General features: G+C 54.5%; 15 protein-coding genes and 1 pseudogene. 5 read left to right on the top strand and 11 right to left on the bottom strand.

All coding sequences use genetic code 11. From position 1 onward, the window contains the following. From B3Z49_RS15370 to B3Z49_RS15360, 3 genes and pseudogenes are all read left to right on the top strand, one after another. Nucleotides 1-195 (top strand): annotated as a pseudogene (locus B3Z49_RS15370) (tripartite tricarboxylate transporter permease); the annotation flags it as partial. Nucleotides 196-229: 34 nt separating this feature from the next. Beyond that, nucleotides 230-1,912, top strand: a complete 1,683-nt coding sequence (locus tag B3Z49_RS15365) for a methyl-accepting chemotaxis protein (RefSeq protein ID WP_296992457.1) — start codon at nucleotides 230-232, stop codon at nucleotides 1,910-1,912. After that, a complete protein-coding gene (locus B3Z49_RS15360) occupies nucleotides 1,912-3,033 on the top strand; it encodes an AbrB family transcriptional regulator (protein WP_296992456.1) in 1,122 nt (373 codons plus the stop codon). Before B3Z49_RS15365 ends, B3Z49_RS15360 begins: the two co-directional genes overlap by 1 nt. A 27-nt stretch (nucleotides 3,034-3,060) precedes the next feature. Here B3Z49_RS15360 and B3Z49_RS15355 read toward each other — a convergent pair whose 3' ends face one another. The 11 genes from B3Z49_RS15355 to B3Z49_RS15305 all read right to left on the bottom strand — a co-directional run bounded on the left by B3Z49_RS15355 (nucleotide 3,061) and on the right by B3Z49_RS15305 (nucleotide 12,854). Beyond that, nucleotides 3,061-4,335, bottom strand: a complete 1,275-nt coding sequence (locus tag B3Z49_RS15355) for an NAD(P)/FAD-dependent oxidoreductase (RefSeq protein ID WP_296992455.1) — start codon at nucleotides 4,333-4,335, stop codon at nucleotides 3,061-3,063. Between the two features lie 49 nt (nucleotides 4,336-4,384). Next, nucleotides 4,385-4,660, bottom strand: coding sequence for a c-type cytochrome (locus B3Z49_RS15350; protein WP_296992453.1), 276 nt, complete (start codon nucleotides 4,658-4,660; stop codon nucleotides 4,385-4,387). Nucleotides 4,661-4,802: 142 nt separating this feature from the next. Continuing rightward, the gene (locus B3Z49_RS15345) at nucleotides 4,803-5,903 is read right to left on the bottom strand and encodes a c-type cytochrome (protein ID WP_296992451.1); all 1,101 of its coding nucleotides are present in this window, start codon (nucleotides 5,901-5,903) and stop codon (nucleotides 4,803-4,805) included. Next, entirely contained in the window at nucleotides 5,887-7,182 is a 1,296-nt protein-coding gene (gene soxC, locus B3Z49_RS15340; RefSeq protein ID WP_296992449.1) for a sulfite dehydrogenase, read from the bottom strand. Before soxC ends, B3Z49_RS15345 begins: the two co-directional genes overlap by 17 nt. A 94-nt stretch (nucleotides 7,183-7,276) precedes the next feature. Beyond that, the gene (gene soxB, locus B3Z49_RS15335; protein WP_296992447.1) at nucleotides 7,277-8,971 is read right to left on the bottom strand and encodes a thiosulfohydrolase SoxB; all 1,695 of its coding nucleotides are present in this window, start codon (nucleotides 8,969-8,971) and stop codon (nucleotides 7,277-7,279) included. Between the two features lie 118 nt (nucleotides 8,972-9,089). Next, nucleotides 9,090-9,950: a sulfur oxidation c-type cytochrome SoxA gene (gene soxA / locus B3Z49_RS15330; RefSeq protein WP_008891063.1), complete on the bottom strand. Its 861-nt coding sequence runs from the start codon at nucleotides 9,948-9,950 to the stop codon at nucleotides 9,090-9,092. 61 nt (nucleotides 9,951-10,011) lie between these two features. Then, nucleotides 10,012-10,338 carry a thiosulfate oxidation carrier complex protein SoxZ gene (gene soxZ / locus B3Z49_RS15325; RefSeq protein ID WP_296992444.1) on the bottom strand — a complete coding sequence of 109 codons (327 nt, stop codon included), beginning with the start codon at nucleotides 10,336-10,338 and terminating at the stop codon, nucleotides 10,012-10,014. 20 nt (nucleotides 10,339-10,358) lie between these two features. Continuing rightward, entirely contained in the window at nucleotides 10,359-10,814 is a 456-nt protein-coding gene (gene soxY, locus B3Z49_RS15320) for a thiosulfate oxidation carrier protein SoxY (protein WP_296992442.1), read from the bottom strand. Between the two features lie 19 nt (nucleotides 10,815-10,833). Continuing rightward, on the bottom strand, nucleotides 10,834-11,295 hold the full coding sequence (gene soxX / locus B3Z49_RS15315) for a sulfur oxidation c-type cytochrome SoxX (RefSeq protein WP_008891066.1): 462 nt from the start codon (nucleotides 11,293-11,295) through the stop codon (nucleotides 10,834-10,836). A 196-nt stretch (nucleotides 11,296-11,491) separates the two neighbouring features. Then, nucleotides 11,492-12,109 carry a SoxW family protein gene (locus B3Z49_RS15310; protein ID WP_296992439.1) on the bottom strand — a complete coding sequence of 206 codons (618 nt, stop codon included), beginning with the start codon at nucleotides 12,107-12,109 and terminating at the stop codon, nucleotides 11,492-11,494. Nucleotides 12,110-12,119: 10 nt separating this feature from the next. Beyond that, on the bottom strand, nucleotides 12,120-12,854 hold the full coding sequence (locus tag B3Z49_RS15305; RefSeq protein WP_296992437.1) for a cytochrome c biogenesis CcdA family protein: 735 nt from the start codon (nucleotides 12,852-12,854) through the stop codon (nucleotides 12,120-12,122). Between the two features lie 165 nt (nucleotides 12,855-13,019). Between B3Z49_RS15305 and B3Z49_RS15300 the strand changes: the two genes are divergently transcribed. Both B3Z49_RS15300 and B3Z49_RS15295 read left to right on the top strand, forming a co-directional pair. Then, nucleotides 13,020-13,349 carry a transcriptional regulator gene (locus B3Z49_RS15300; RefSeq protein ID WP_296992435.1) on the top strand — a complete coding sequence of 110 codons (330 nt, stop codon included), beginning with the start codon at nucleotides 13,020-13,022 and terminating at the stop codon, nucleotides 13,347-13,349. Nucleotides 13,350-13,462: 113 nt separating this feature from the next. Then, nucleotides 13,463-13,650: ArsR family transcriptional regulator (locus tag B3Z49_RS15295; protein ID WP_296992509.1), on the top strand; the 188-nt coding region annotated here is incomplete at its 3' end.

Raw genomic sequence — 13,650 nt, 5'->3', positions numbered from 1 at the left:
GGCAAGATGATGGAGGAAAACCTCCGTCGTGCACTGGCCATTAGTGACGGTTCAATTTCATTCCTTTGGGAACGCCCGATCACACTGGTGATCCTGTTGATCAGCATTCTGTTCCTTGCAGCCCCGTTGATCGGCAATCTGCGCAGCTGGTTGGCAAACCGCAAATCAGCGCTTCCCAATGATGGTGAACTCTAAGATCGGCCTCTGAGCGACGTGAAGGATATTGGTAATGCGGTTTCTTGATAATCTGTCGATTGGTCCCAAAACCCTTTTGGTTCCGGTCTTCCTGATGATCGTCATTGTCGCCATGGGGATTGCCACTGTGGCAACCCTCGAAAGCGAGAAAGACACCCTTACCAGCCTTCGCGTTGAAGCCTATGAACGGCGATCCGATGCGTTGACACTCAGCAATGCCTTGAACGAGGCGCACGGATCGCTGTTTCGTATTCTGACCTGGGACTCCAACGGCATTAATGCTGCTGTTGTGCCCGATCTGCGCGAACAGGTCGCCAAACTCGAAGAAGAACTCGCCCCCCTTGCCCAGCGTCTTGCCGCTGTGGGTGGTGATGCCTTTACCGAGAACTATGCGAAATACATGGAACAGGTGAACCAGTTCCTTGTTGAAAGCGAAATGAACATCTATGGCGCGCTGGAAGTCATTGCCCAGGCTGATGAAACCTTCCAGGCCCTTCAGGCGCCGCTTAACGATATCCTTGCCCAATCGCATGAAATTGCCACCACGTCGTTTGCCAATGCCTATGCGCAGGCCGAAGCCCTGCAGCGTGTCTTTGTCATCGTTGCACTGATTGTTGTGGTTGTTGCGGTTGTTGTGTCGGTCTTCGTCTCCCGGCGCATTTCACGGCCCATGACCGACCTTGCCGAGTTGATCGAACAAATTTCCAATGGCGATCTTGATGTGAGTGTTCGCGGTGGACAACGCGCTGACGAGATCGGCAAGGTCGCGCGCTCTGTCATGGTGCTGCGGGATCAGTCCAAGGAGGCAGAAGTCCTGCGTCAGGAACGCGAACGCGTGCGTGGCCTTGAAAGACAGCGCCAGCAAAACCTGATCGACGCCACCAACCATTTCCAGCGCGTCGTTCAGGAAGCCCTTTCCGGCTTTGATCAGGAATTCAGCTCGCTCAACGGATCTGCCAGCGACATGGAACAGATCGCGACCCTTGCCAGCGCACGGTCCGCCGACGCCAACCAGCATTCCGAGCAGGTTCTTCATCACATCGAAGCTGTTTCCCAGACGACCGCGAGCTTGTCCGAAGCCATTGCTGAAATCGGCCAACAGGCCCAAAACTCGGCCGAGGTTGCCGGACGTGCACGTTCCGAAAGCGAACAGTCACGCGCCCTGTTTGAACAACTGACCAACGCCACCCAACGGATCGGTGATATCGTCAGCCTGATCGAAGACATCGCCAACCAGACCAACCTGCTTGCCCTGAACGCCACGATCGAGGCTGCACGCGCCGGTGACGCCGGCAAGGGATTTGCCGTGGTCGCGGGCGAAGTCAAAAACCTCGCCTCCCAGACTGCACGCGCAACCGAAGATATCGCAAGTCAGGTCGAAGAAATTCGTGGCCTTACCGACAACGTGGTCAATGCCTTGCACGGTGTTGCCGATGTGATTGGCGAGGTGGATCAGTCGGCCGCTGCCATCGCCGCCGCCGTTGAAGAACAACAGGCCTCCACAGCCGGTATTTCCGACAGCATTCAGGATGCAAATGGTGGCATGCGGACCGTGGCCGAGGCGGTTGGTGCACTGGATAACGAAACAGCCCGCGTACATAACGGTTCGGCAAACGTAACGCGCGCCACCAGCACATTGAATGACGAAGCGACCAAACTGCGTAACGCAATTGATGGCTTCCTTGAACAAATCGAGAAGAACAAGGCCGAAGCATAATGACGAGAACACCGGATGGTCGCTCAGGCGCCCATTGGATCAACCGACTTTCCGGTGTTTTGACACCCCAGTTTTTCAAAAAACTGTCGATTGCTTTGGGGATTGGCCTTATTGGCGGCTTGATCGCCCATTTCATTAATATGCCTCTGGCCTGGATGATGGGCCCGATGCTTGCCACGTTTGTCGCAAGCCTGCTGCGCGTGCCGATGGGTGTGCCGATGCAGTTTCGCTCTGGCATCCTTGGCGTTATTGGTATTTTTCTCGGCGCATCTTTTACACCCGATACGCTTGATCAGGCTGCAAAGTGGCCAATCAGCATGATCGCGGTTCTGCTGTATGTTCCGATCATCACATTCGTGATCACCTGGTTCTATTCCCGCATTGCCCGCCTGGATCCAGCCACAGCGCTGTTTTCCGCGACACCGGGCGGCCTGACACCGATGGTCGTTCTTGGGGCCGCGGCTGGCGGCAATGAACAGGAAATCGCCCTGACGCAGGGTTTGCGTGTTTTGCTGCTGGTGATGTCGGCACCGCTGATTGTTTTGATGATCACGGGCGTTGTGGCAAATGGCCATGGCGATAGTCAATCGGTTCAAATGACACTGAATGAAGGCCTTTTGACCGCCGGTTGCGCGATCATCACAGTGCTGGTCTTTCGCAAGCTGCACATCCCGGCGGCCTATATGACCGGTGCGATGGCGGCTAGCATGGTGTTGCACGTATCGGGCATCGTCGAAGGTAACCTGCCCGACTGGTTGCTTGCTGGAAGCCTGTTGATCCTCGGCTCTGCCATCGGCAGCCGGTTTTCGGGCGTCAAGATCGCCGTCCTTGTCCGTCTTACGGGCTATTCGGTGCTGGCAACCTTTGTTGTCCTGGCCTTTACCGGTGGGGTTGCATGGTTCGTATCGCAATGGCTGGATCTTGATTTCATTGCCGTATTGCTGGCCTTTGCGCCGGGTGGCGTTGCTGAAATGTCATTGATTGCGCTGGCCCTCAATGTCGAACCGAGTTTTGTCGCCTTTCACCATATCGTGCGCATTTTCGAGATCGTGTTGCTGGCGCCACTCCTTGCCAAGTGGTTTCAACGCCACATGCAAAAGAAAGCCGCACGGCAAGATTAATCTGTTTCGGACGCTTCTCTCGTCTGATTAGCCAAACATGTCCTTGGTGATCCCGTCATACCAGGCAACAGATTCCTCAAATGTATGCCGGCGGACATCGGCACTTTCATTGGGTTGGCTGATAAAGGATGAAGTGCTGGCGATCGCGCCGTCAACATTGCCATATTGCGCCCCGACCTTGATCCCGTCATTGGTTTCGACAAGGCTCCAGCACGTATTGAGATAACGCGCTGGAAAGACCCGCGTATCCATCAGATCCGCCATCAGATGCATCACTACCACTTTCGCCTGACTATTGGCAGCAGATCCTGACTTTGGCATGGCGCCTGCGATGGACGCATCACCGATGACAAAGATGTTCTGATCGCGTTTGGACCGCATGCTTTCGGCATCCACCGGGCAGAAGCCGCTGTCATCCGAAAGCCCCGTACTGATGGCAATGCTCCCGGCCTGTTGTGCCGGAATGATGTTGAGCAACGCACCGCTAAAGGTATCAAAATCGGTCTCCACTGCTCCGGCTTCGACATCGACACCCTTGATACCCCCGTGGATATTGGGCCCGTACCATTCCACCATGCCCGGATAGTATTTCTCCCACCCTTCCGCAAAAAGCCCCTGTTTGGAGAATTTCTCCTTCGGATCAAGAACAACAATCGTGCAGTCAGTGAGCCCGCGTGCCTTAAGCGTATGGGCAATCATTGAAACACGCTCATACGGGCCGGGCGGACAGCGATACGGATTGGGTGGCGCAACCATCACCACCTGATCACCGTTTTTAAGGCCATCAATTTTTGATTTAAGCAATTGTGTCTGCGGCCCGGCCTGCCAGGCGTGCGGGGCAATTTCCGCCAGCTCCGCCGAATATCCCGGAACACTACCGAATATCAGATCAATACCTGGTGACAGGACCAGCCGGTCATAGGGGATGGTTTCCCCGGTTGATGTGCGCACCTGCTGGGCTGTGCGATCAATTTCTTCTGCCCGGGCTGTTACTTTGCGAATGCCATAATCATTGATCAGTCGATCATAGCCATGCGTGATCGACGCAAAATCGCGATAGCCACCAAGGTACAAGTTGGAGAAAAAGCAGGTCGTGTATTTCTCGGAATCCTCAATCAGGGTGATGTTGATTGCCCCACCGGCCTTTTCCGCCAAATGACGGGCCACCGTTGCCCCACCGGCACCGCCACCAACAATCACGACATTCTTGCGGCCTTGCGCGCGCAAAATGCCCGACATTGCCATGGCACCTGCACCGGCGCCGAGAAACTTGTTGAACGTTCGCCTTGTGACACTGCTCATTTTCTTGTTCCTGATCCGTTGATTAACGACGTTTCACAAACTCCAACCTCTACTCCTTGGCCGAAAAATAGGTCGCAAGCGCTGCCAATTCTTCCATACCAAGGCTTGTCATGATTGCCTGCATCACTGAATTGTCGCGCAGGCGGTATTTGTATTCCAGCATCGCCTCGACAAAATACTCGCGCGGCAAACCGTCGATCACCGGGATCGCATGATTGGCAGCTTGTCGCTGATGACACGTCACACATTCTGTTGCGAGATAAGCGCCATAATCCGCATCACCGGGCATTGCCAATACTTGCCCGATGGCCTCACCCAATGGCATGTCCGGTGTCGTTTTCTCCACACCGGACTCAGCAAACGAAAAGGTCGGGATCAAGAAGATCCCGAACGCAATACACAGCCAGATCCTATCAATGCCCTGCACCCGAAACACGCGCGCTGTCANNTCCGGTGACAGTCACGCATTAATCAATCCCCCCGGCACCGTTTTCTTCATCACCGTCCGGCGTGACATCAAGAATACGCGCGCGCATCACGATCTCGGCCGGACCGTCGCCACAATTTTCCATGCAGGGTTCAACATTGGTCGCGAAATTTGCCTCTTCCAGACGATCATCGGGATAGAAGTTCTCTTCGTTTGGCAACGAAATCTCGCTGAAGGTTTCGTTGGACAACTCAAAGTCTTCTTCTGTGACAATATCGTTCAAATACAACAGGTAAGCTGTAATTGCGTAGGTCTGATCCGCACTCAGCGACCGGGCATTACCAAACGGCATTGCCCGATGGACATAGTCAAAAATCGTCGAGGCGAACGGCCAATAAGACCCGATGGTCTTGACCGGACGATCCGCCGTCAGGGTATCAAAGCCACCCGATAATACTGGCCAACGTCCCTCGCCTTCACCAAACACGCCATGACACACCGCGCAGTTTTCATCATAGAGCACGCCACCATCGGCAACAGTACCGCTGCCAACAGGTAGCCCGACACCGTCCGGACGAACATCAATATCCCATGCTGCAATTTCTTCGGGCAGTGCTTCGCGGCCAAGATGATAAACGCCATGCTCAGGGATCACTGCATCCGCTGCATTCACAGCAGGTTCCGCCGCAGATGCGGTTTCAACAGGTGCTGCTGCCGGTGCAGACTCAGATTCCGCTGCGGCTTGCTCTGCACTTTCCGAGAAGGTTGCCAGATAGGCGATCACATTGGCGATCTCGTCGTCCTTTTTCAGGCCGGCAAAGGCCATCTTCGTACCTTTGACATAGTCGCGCGGTTTCGCCAGATATTCGGTCAGACTGTCGTGATCCCAAACCAAACCTTCTTCACCGGCCTTGGTCATCGCCTTGGAGTATTTGAAATCCTCAAGCGAGCCGGCAACGCGCCCGAAGATTTCATTGAGTTCCGGTCCAACCTTGTTTTTGGCCCCTTCACCCACGGCATGACAGGCAGCACATTTGCGGAAAACCTTCTCGCCTGCATCTGCATCTTGCGCGTTGGCATTGGTTGCCCATGCTGCGCCAAGCAGAACGATGCTTGCGGTAAACTTAAGAAACTTCGACATTTTCCGCCTCTCCGTTCGACTTCAGATACCAGGTCTGGATGCCATTATTGTGATAGATCGAGTTATCGCCGCGTGCCGCGCGCAGGGCGTCCTTTGTCGGCTGGACGTAACCCTGTTCGTCAATGGCACGCGATTGCAGATAAAGCGGTGATCCGTCCCAGTTGAACTCGTAATAGAAGCGATGCAGCGACCGGCTAAGGCTCGGCCCGTCAATCCGGGCATGCTGCCAGTTGCGGCCACCGTCAATCGACACATCAACGCGCTTGATCTTGCCATGGCCAGACCATGCAACGCCGGTAATGATCGTATGGCCGCGGCCATGGGTGATCGGGGCCTGCGGGCTTGGATTGGTGATGACGGATTTGACATCCATCGCCCAGGTAAAGCGCCGGGCACGGCCATCAGGCATAAGATCGGTATATTTCGACGTCTCTTCGCGGAGCTGCCATGGCTTATCGCCGACCTCGATCCGGCGTAGCCATTTCACCCACATATTGCCTTCCCATCCCGGAACGCACAGGCGCACCGGATATCCTTGTTCGGGGCGCAGGGCCTCGCCATTCATTTTGAAAGCAACCAGGCAGTCATCGAGCGCCTTTTCAATCGGGATCGAACGACCCATACCCGATGCATCGGCACCTTCGGCCAGGATCCATTTCCCGGCTGGCTTGACACCGGCTTCTTCCAGAAGTGTGCGCAGGCGAACGCCGGTATACATCACGTTATGCAGCATACCGTGGGTAAACTGGCAGCCATTAAGCTGCGCGCCACGCCACTCCATGCCAGAGTTCGCCGCACATTCAAGGAAATAAACCCGGTTTTCACGCGGAAAACGCATCAGATCCTGCATGGTAAAGACAAGCGGCTTGTCGACCAGACCATTGATCATCAGGCGATGCTCGGCCGGGTCCACTTCGGCGACCCCGCTGTGATGACGCTCAAAGCAAAGACCATTGGGCGTGATGATGCCGTCAAGTTCATGCAACGGTGTGAAGTTGATCGACGATATCGGATCGGCGGTCAGCCATGGCACATCGCGACGTACGACATGTGCTTCAAACGGTGACGGCACACCATAAGGTGCGGCATCCACGCCCGGACCGGAATACTGGTTCCAGTCCTTGAGTTCCGTGATCGCCGGATCCGGGGTTCCGGCCGCCAACGCAGCACCGCCACCAATTGCGGCAACCGCGGCCCCACCGGCGGCTGTTAAACCACCCTGAAGAAAGCTGCGCCGGCTTGGCACAAAATTCTTATTTTTCTGAGGTTGTTTGGACATGGCTCTTGGTGCCCTCCCTACACATTCGAAATTTTATATATATTGAGGCGAAAAATGCCCTGCCCGGTGATTGGAACCGGCCAGGTGATTTCGCCTAGTTCATTCCAATCACTTTCACGGTGTCATTGCGTGGAATATCAATGACCTTGTGGCGGGTGATGTAGTTTTCCATCAGATCGTAGACCGCTGGTCCTTCAACGCCTTCGTTGACGGATGCCCAACCGGCGACGACATAACTGCGATCCGCTTCAATCGGCTCGCCAGTCTTGATCATGGTCATGTTCGAGATACGGTTGCCGATACTTTCCTTCGGTGCGCAGCTATAGGCCATGCCACCGACACGAACCATGTCACCCCCCTGTTGGAAGAACGGATCCTTGTTAAACAGGTTGTCACAAACGTCCTCGAGGATTTCCTTGATCTGCGTGCCTGTGAACTCCAGACGATAAACCGACGGGTAATTCATACTGGTCTGGTTATAAAGATCATCGATGGTGATATCGTCACCCGGAAGCAATGTCGTGCCCCAACGGAATCCCGGGCTGAATGCCAACTCAGCATCTCGTTCTTCCATGATCCCCTGACAAATCAGGTCATCCCAGGTGCCGTTGAAATTGCCGCGGCGATACAGCAAACCAGATGTCTTACCGATGACACGATTGCACTCCGCCTCATAAGGTGCGCGGACCTCGTCAATCTTGGCGGCCATTTCCGGATCGGGATCAATCACATCCGAGAACACCGGAATAAGTGCAGAATTATAACCGGTTACGCGCCCGTCTTTAACTTCCAGATCAACGCGCCCCAGATATTTACCGTGTGAACCCGATGACAAAAGCAACGTGTTACCGATCTTGATCGCCTCGGGCACGGCATCATGGGTATGGCCGGTCAGGATGACATCAATGCCGTTCACAACAGTTGCCAGTTTCTGGTCCACGTCAAATCCGTTATGCGACAACAGGACGACCACAGCGGCCCCGGCCTCGCGCGCAGCGTCGACATTGGCTTGAATAACTTCCGGGCGAATACCAAACGACCAGTTCGGGATCATCCAGCGCGGATTGGCAATCGGGGTATAGGGCATGGCCTGCCCGATCACCGCGACCTTGTGCCCACCGGTTTCATAGAACGCGGTATGTTCGAAAACCGGTTCATCCCATTCTGTGTCAAAGACGTTGCTGGCCAGGAACGGATAACCAAGATCATCAACGATCTCCTTGACCCGGTCTTCGCCAAAGGTGAATTCCCAATGCCCGACCATCGCATCCGGTTTGAGCAGCTTCATGCAATCAACCATGTCCTGCCCATTGGTCTTGAGCGACGTATAGGACCCCTGCCAGGTGTCACCACCATCAAGGAACAGAACGTTGTTATCCCCGCGTTCCGCGCGGATCGCCTTAACCAGCGTCGCGGTGCGATCAAGACCACCAAGGCGCCCATAAGTCCGCGCCATATCGACATAATCGACCATGGTGTGAGCATAGGCGAGCGGACTGCCGCGCTGTATCCCAAAGTGGGACAGGAATTCCTCACCCACCAGATGCGGCGGAATGCCTTCAAACGCCCCGACACCGTAGTTTTCTGATGGCGGGCGGAAATAGACCGGCTTTAGCTGGGCATGAACATCGGTGAAGTGCAAAAGCGTAATGTTGCCTTTGCTGTCAAACTTCAAAAGGTCGTCTTGGGTCAGACGCTGTTGGGCAGCCACACGGGTCAAACTGCCCATATAGCCGGTCGCTGCGGTGGTCACAGCAGCCCATTGTAAAAATTCACGGCGCGAAAACATTTATTGGTGGCCTCCGGGCAATATTCACCTGTTCGGCAACGCGGCCGAGGCATTTAAAGGAAGAAAGGCGGGGCAACCGGGAGGATAAGCCAATCACCCCTGTAGTAACTTTTGGGTCCTATTGGCGAACTGCCGGTGTCTCGACGGACAAGCCGGTGCCACGCCAGGTCACATAGACCTCAAGCGCCATCAGTTCGTCAGAAAACGCAGCCGGGAATTCCGCGCGGGTATCACGGATGCAACCGCGAAAACGGTTATGCAGTGACACCAGACTAGCCTGTTTCAGGCGATAGGTCGGGAACCCGTTGACATTGCCCTGACTGAGATGGTCGGCGCGAATGTAGTTGCCATTGTTCTGTTCATGACAGGATGCACAGGAAAGATTGAGCTGCCCGGTCCGGGTGTAATAAAGCTCGTTGCCCTTCTCCCACCAGCTTTGCATGTGCCCTTCGGCAAGATCGATGGCAACCGGCGTGCCCAACGACTGATGTTTGACATAGGCGGTCAACGCCTTCTGTTCAGGGGCGTCAAACTTATAGGCCTCTGCCCCCATCTCTTCGGTGCGGCACTTGTTGATCTGAAGTTCCACATTGATCGGGCGGTTGGATGCTTCATCCCACTTCGGGAAGCTTGCCCCGACACCAGCCATGCTTTCCTCGGCATCCCCATGACAGGATGCGCAGGATTTACCGGCACTTCCGTCAACCGTATTCCAAAGATCCGCACCGTCCTGCACTTCAAGCATCCCGGGGTTTTCAAAGGTATCGGTTTCCAAAAGACGCGTTTCTTCGGTTCGATACAGCCAACCTGACAGCACCTCGTCAAGCGGGTGACCTTCTGGCGGTGCCGCCCGGGTGATCATCTGGATTTCGCCGTCGATGACGAGTTCATCGTCAACCGGCCCACCGGCAAACGCAATCCCCGGGACAAGTGCGGTCATGGCAACCGCAGCAGCTTTGGCTATGATTTGGTTTCTCAAGACATTCCCTCCCGATACAGTGGCGGGCCCGTGATCACCTGGATCAAGGACCCGTCCCGAATCATTTTATGGCGATCTTGTTTTCAGTCTCGTAGACAGAACCGTCATCATCCAACCAGCTGAACTTGAATGTTCCAGCCTCGTTAACCTTGGCGGAAAACTCGATATAGGGGTTGGCGGAAATTGCCGGCTCGAGTTCACAGGAAAACACGGGCTTGCCGTTGAATTCACAAGTGAACTTGTTGATGATCTGGCGCGGGATGAGTTTGCCATCCTTGCCCTTGCGCAAACCTGATTCCATCGGATGGTTGATCAGGGTCTTGATGGTGATGACCTCACCAGCCGATGCGGATTTCGGCACTTTTACACGCGGCTTGATATTGTCCATTTGATTTTCTCCCGATCCGATCAGCCGCCGCAACCACCGATGGTCACTTTGACTTCTTTTTTATCCATGAAAACCTGGCCCTTGCTGGTCTTTGCGACCGCAACCACATTCTGGGTTTTCGCAAGACGCATGCGGGTTTTCGCTTCGGCTGCACCGCTCATTGGCGTGAAGTGGAATACAGCGACATCCGGGTTGGGGTTGCCTTCGGCATAGATGACAACCGACTCAACGTAATCGTCATCCGTCATCGGGCTTGCCACAGACACTTCGATCGGCACGGTGTTGCCGTTTTCGGCAATTTCGGGCGTCGTCAGGGTCAGGTCACCACCCATCGCAGGCTCTTTACCACCGGCAAAGTTTTTGATGCTTTCGGCTGTGGCTTCCGGCGCGGCAGAGGCGGACAGCGAGAAGCCGAACACTCCGGCTGCAGCTGCACCGACCGATGCACAAAGCATTTGGCGTCGTGTGAGATTCATCTTGGTTCCTCGGTGGTTGTTATTCTTTGAGCGTCGCCAAATAGGCCACGACATCTTCAACTTCCTGCGCGGTCAGGATTGTTTTGCCGACCAGATCTTCGCGGACATTGATGCCGACATTCAGCGAATAGAAACCCGGCATAACCGTCTGTTCGGAGAAAACTTCTTTGGCATCAGCCACGATGGCGCGAAGTTCGCCCTCGCTCCAGCGGTCGGCAGCACCATCAAGAGGCGGCCCGACTTCGCCGTGGAACAGCTGGTCGCTTTGATCTTTGACAGCGTGACATGCCAGACAGTTGCCAAGGCTACGATTGGCAAAGACCTTACGCCCGTTTTCCGGGTCCCCCGGCTGGCTGGTCAATGACTGGGATACAGACATGTCATCGAATTTGACATCGGCAGGTGCAAGTGCATCAGCTGCGGCAAGGGCCGGAAGGCCAACGATCAGGCACGCAAGAAAGGTTCTTGGTTTCCAAGACATGGCGTTGTGGTTCCTCCTGTGACGATGCCCCTGCCCTCTGTGTGGCATATGAACATCCCCGGTCTGACATCTGGCGGCTCTGACGGCGCCTTTAGTTCAAGTTATTCAAACTCAACTTTTAATTCAACACATAAATATGATATTTTTAATGTTTCATGTTCTGAAATATCAATTATGCACGCATTACAAGGGGTTGTTACCGCCCCAAACGACCCTCTTCCTGAAGCTTCTGAATGATGCGGGCATGATATTTCTGGAAGTGCTCGTCGGTTTCGTAGCCCTTCTCGTTCACCCAGCGAAACATATTCAGGAACGTCCATTTGCCAAACGCACCGGGCATGGTCGCAACCGCAGCCTCGGCGGCATTCTTGCCGTCTTCCGGGACTTCTTCAGGCAAAAAAACGATGGTCGGGGTAAAGACATAGTCCCACTTGCGGGCGGCGGTTTTCTCGCTCAGCACGTCGCCATCGAGATCAATCACTTCTTCGTCGCCAAACATGTTGTATTGGACGACCTTGAAGTTCTCCTTGATGTAGTCGGATACCTCTGGATCGCTCAGCAGTTCGGTATGCATCTTGGCGCAATAGATGCAGCCGCGCTGTTCAAAGATCATCACCAGACGTTTGTTTTCATCCCGGGCGGCCGCGATATCGTCGGCAATGTCGCGAAATGTGATCGAAAACCAGTCTTGCTTGTGAAGACCATCTTCGCCCACGGTTTCCGCGTGCGATCCTTGTGACCAACTCACCATCAGAAAACCGGCGACCAGATATTTTGCCAAAGGCACTCCAAGCAGCAGATGACGCATATTCATGACGCAACTCCTATCCGAGGGTCGAAAGCGAAGGGAAAGTCTCAAGCAACCATTGGGCGATGGCCGACATCTGCCCGGTCATGAACAAGACACCGGTCAACACCAACAAGATCCCCATCGCCCGCTCAACAGTGTGCATGTGTCGTTTGAATTTTCGGGACCAGCCAACGAATTGCCCGGCGAAAAGCCCCGCCAGCGCAAAGGGCAAACCGATTCCCAGCGAATAAACCGCAAGCAACCCTGCCCCGCGCAATGCCGTACTTTCCGCCCCGGCAACAAACAGGATTGCGGCCAATGCCGGCCCCACGCACGGTGTCCAGCCAAAGGCAAAGGCAAGCCCCATCACATAGGCCCCGACAAGACCCGCTGGCTTTTTCGCCACATTGACCCGCGCATCGCGATACAAAAGCGATATTCGGAAAACCCCCATAAAATGGAGGCCCATGATCGCAATCATCATCCCGGCAATTATCGATAAAATGTCGAAATAGCTGGCCAGTGACTGGCCAATGACGCTTGCTGTCGCTCCGAGTGCGATGAAAATCGTGCTAAAACCCGCGACAAAGGCCAATGCCGTAAAGAACACCTGGCTTGACTTCGCACTTGCGACCGCACGATCATCAAGATCCGCCACACTGACCCCTGCCAGATAGGCAAGGTATGGCGGCACAATCGGCAAAACACATGGCGTAAAGAACGACAACACCCCCGCAAGGAAGGCTGCGCCGAAACCAATATCGAGCAATTCATGTTCCTCCCGGCGCTGTGGGTATCTGATTTTGGAATTTGTTTATCGGCGCCTGTTCAAAGAATAGTATTTTTCATATATATAATTCAATCATAACTTTATGTAGAATTCAGACATATGAAAAAACCGCACATTTTCGGGGCGTTCCGGCTCATCCCAGCCATGCTTTTCGCATCACAGATGTGGATTAGCTCTGCATTGGCGACCGAATTGCTGATGCTTGAACAGAAGGGATGCGCATGGTGTGTGCGCTGGCATCAGGAAATCGGCGAAGCCTACCCCAACACCGAACAAGGAAAACTGGCCCCTCTTCGCCGTGTTGATATTCATGAATGGCCCGAAGACCTTGATCACATCGCGCGTGAACGTGTTACACCGACATTCGTGTTAATCAGCAACGACCGGGAAGTCGCCCGCCTGCGCGGTTATCCCGGCGATCATTTTTTCTGGCCGATGCTTGACGAGATGCTCTCGCAATTGCCGAACGATTAGGAAAACTGTATATTCGGTTTGAAGCACAGTATCCAATCGTGTATTGACCCGGATGTCTGGTACAATCGGATATCTAATGGCTTTGGCCCTTTAACCGACGAGCACAGCAAACGATGGCCCTACCACGTTTCAAGCAAAACATGGACTCGACCGAAGCCGAAGCTCTCCTCAAGCAGGCGCGCAAGGCCAGCGAGATGCTCAAGGCGCTGTCGCATGAGACACGCTTGCTGATCCTTTGCATCCTGCAGGAAGGCGAAAAGTCGGTATCCGATCTCGAAGAAATTCTGTCCATGCCCCAGGC

The organism is Thalassospira sp. UBA1131, from assembly GCF_002311515.1.
GTDB lineage: Bacteria > Pseudomonadota > Alphaproteobacteria > Rhodospirillales > Thalassospiraceae > Thalassospira.
This window is presented reverse-complemented; position numbering and strand designations above follow the sequence as displayed.

Coding starts and splice junctions, on each gene's coding strand:
- B3Z49_RS15365 (WP_296992457.1), top strand. CDS start 230: ATGCGGTTTCTTGATAATCTGTCGATTGGTCCCAAAACCCTTTTGGTT.
- B3Z49_RS15360 (WP_296992456.1), top strand. CDS start 1,912: ATGACGAGAACACCGGATGGTCGCTCAGGCGCCCATTGGATCAACCGA.
- B3Z49_RS15355 (WP_296992455.1), bottom strand. CDS start 4,335: ATGAGCAGTGTCACAAGGCGAACGTTCAACAAGTTTCTCGGCGCCGGT.
- B3Z49_RS15350 (WP_296992453.1), bottom strand. CDS start 4,660: ATGCCATTGGGTGAGGCCATCGGGCAAGTATTGGCAATGCCCGGTGAT.
- B3Z49_RS15345 (WP_296992451.1), bottom strand. CDS start 5,903: ATGTCGAAGTTTCTTAAGTTTACCGCAAGCATCGTTCTGCTTGGCGCA.
- soxC (WP_296992449.1), bottom strand. CDS start 7,182: ATGTCCAAACAACCTCAGAAAAATAAGAATTTTGTGCCAAGCCGGCGC.
- soxB (WP_296992447.1), bottom strand. CDS start 8,971: ATGTTTTCGCGCCGTGAATTTTTACAATGGGCTGCTGTGACCACCGCA.
- soxZ (WP_296992444.1), bottom strand. CDS start 10,338: ATGGACAATATCAAGCCGCGTGTAAAAGTGCCGAAATCCGCATCGGCT.
- soxY (WP_296992442.1), bottom strand. CDS start 10,814: ATGAATCTCACACGACGCCAAATGCTTTGTGCATCGGTCGGTGCAGCT.
- soxX (WP_008891066.1), bottom strand. CDS start 11,295: ATGTCTTGGAAACCAAGAACCTTTCTTGCGTGCCTGATCGTTGGCCTT.
- B3Z49_RS15310 (WP_296992439.1), bottom strand. CDS start 12,109: ATGAATATGCGTCATCTGCTGCTTGGAGTGCCTTTGGCAAAATATCTG.
- B3Z49_RS15300 (WP_296992435.1), top strand. CDS start 13,020: ATGCTTTTCGCATCACAGATGTGGATTAGCTCTGCATTGGCGACCGAA.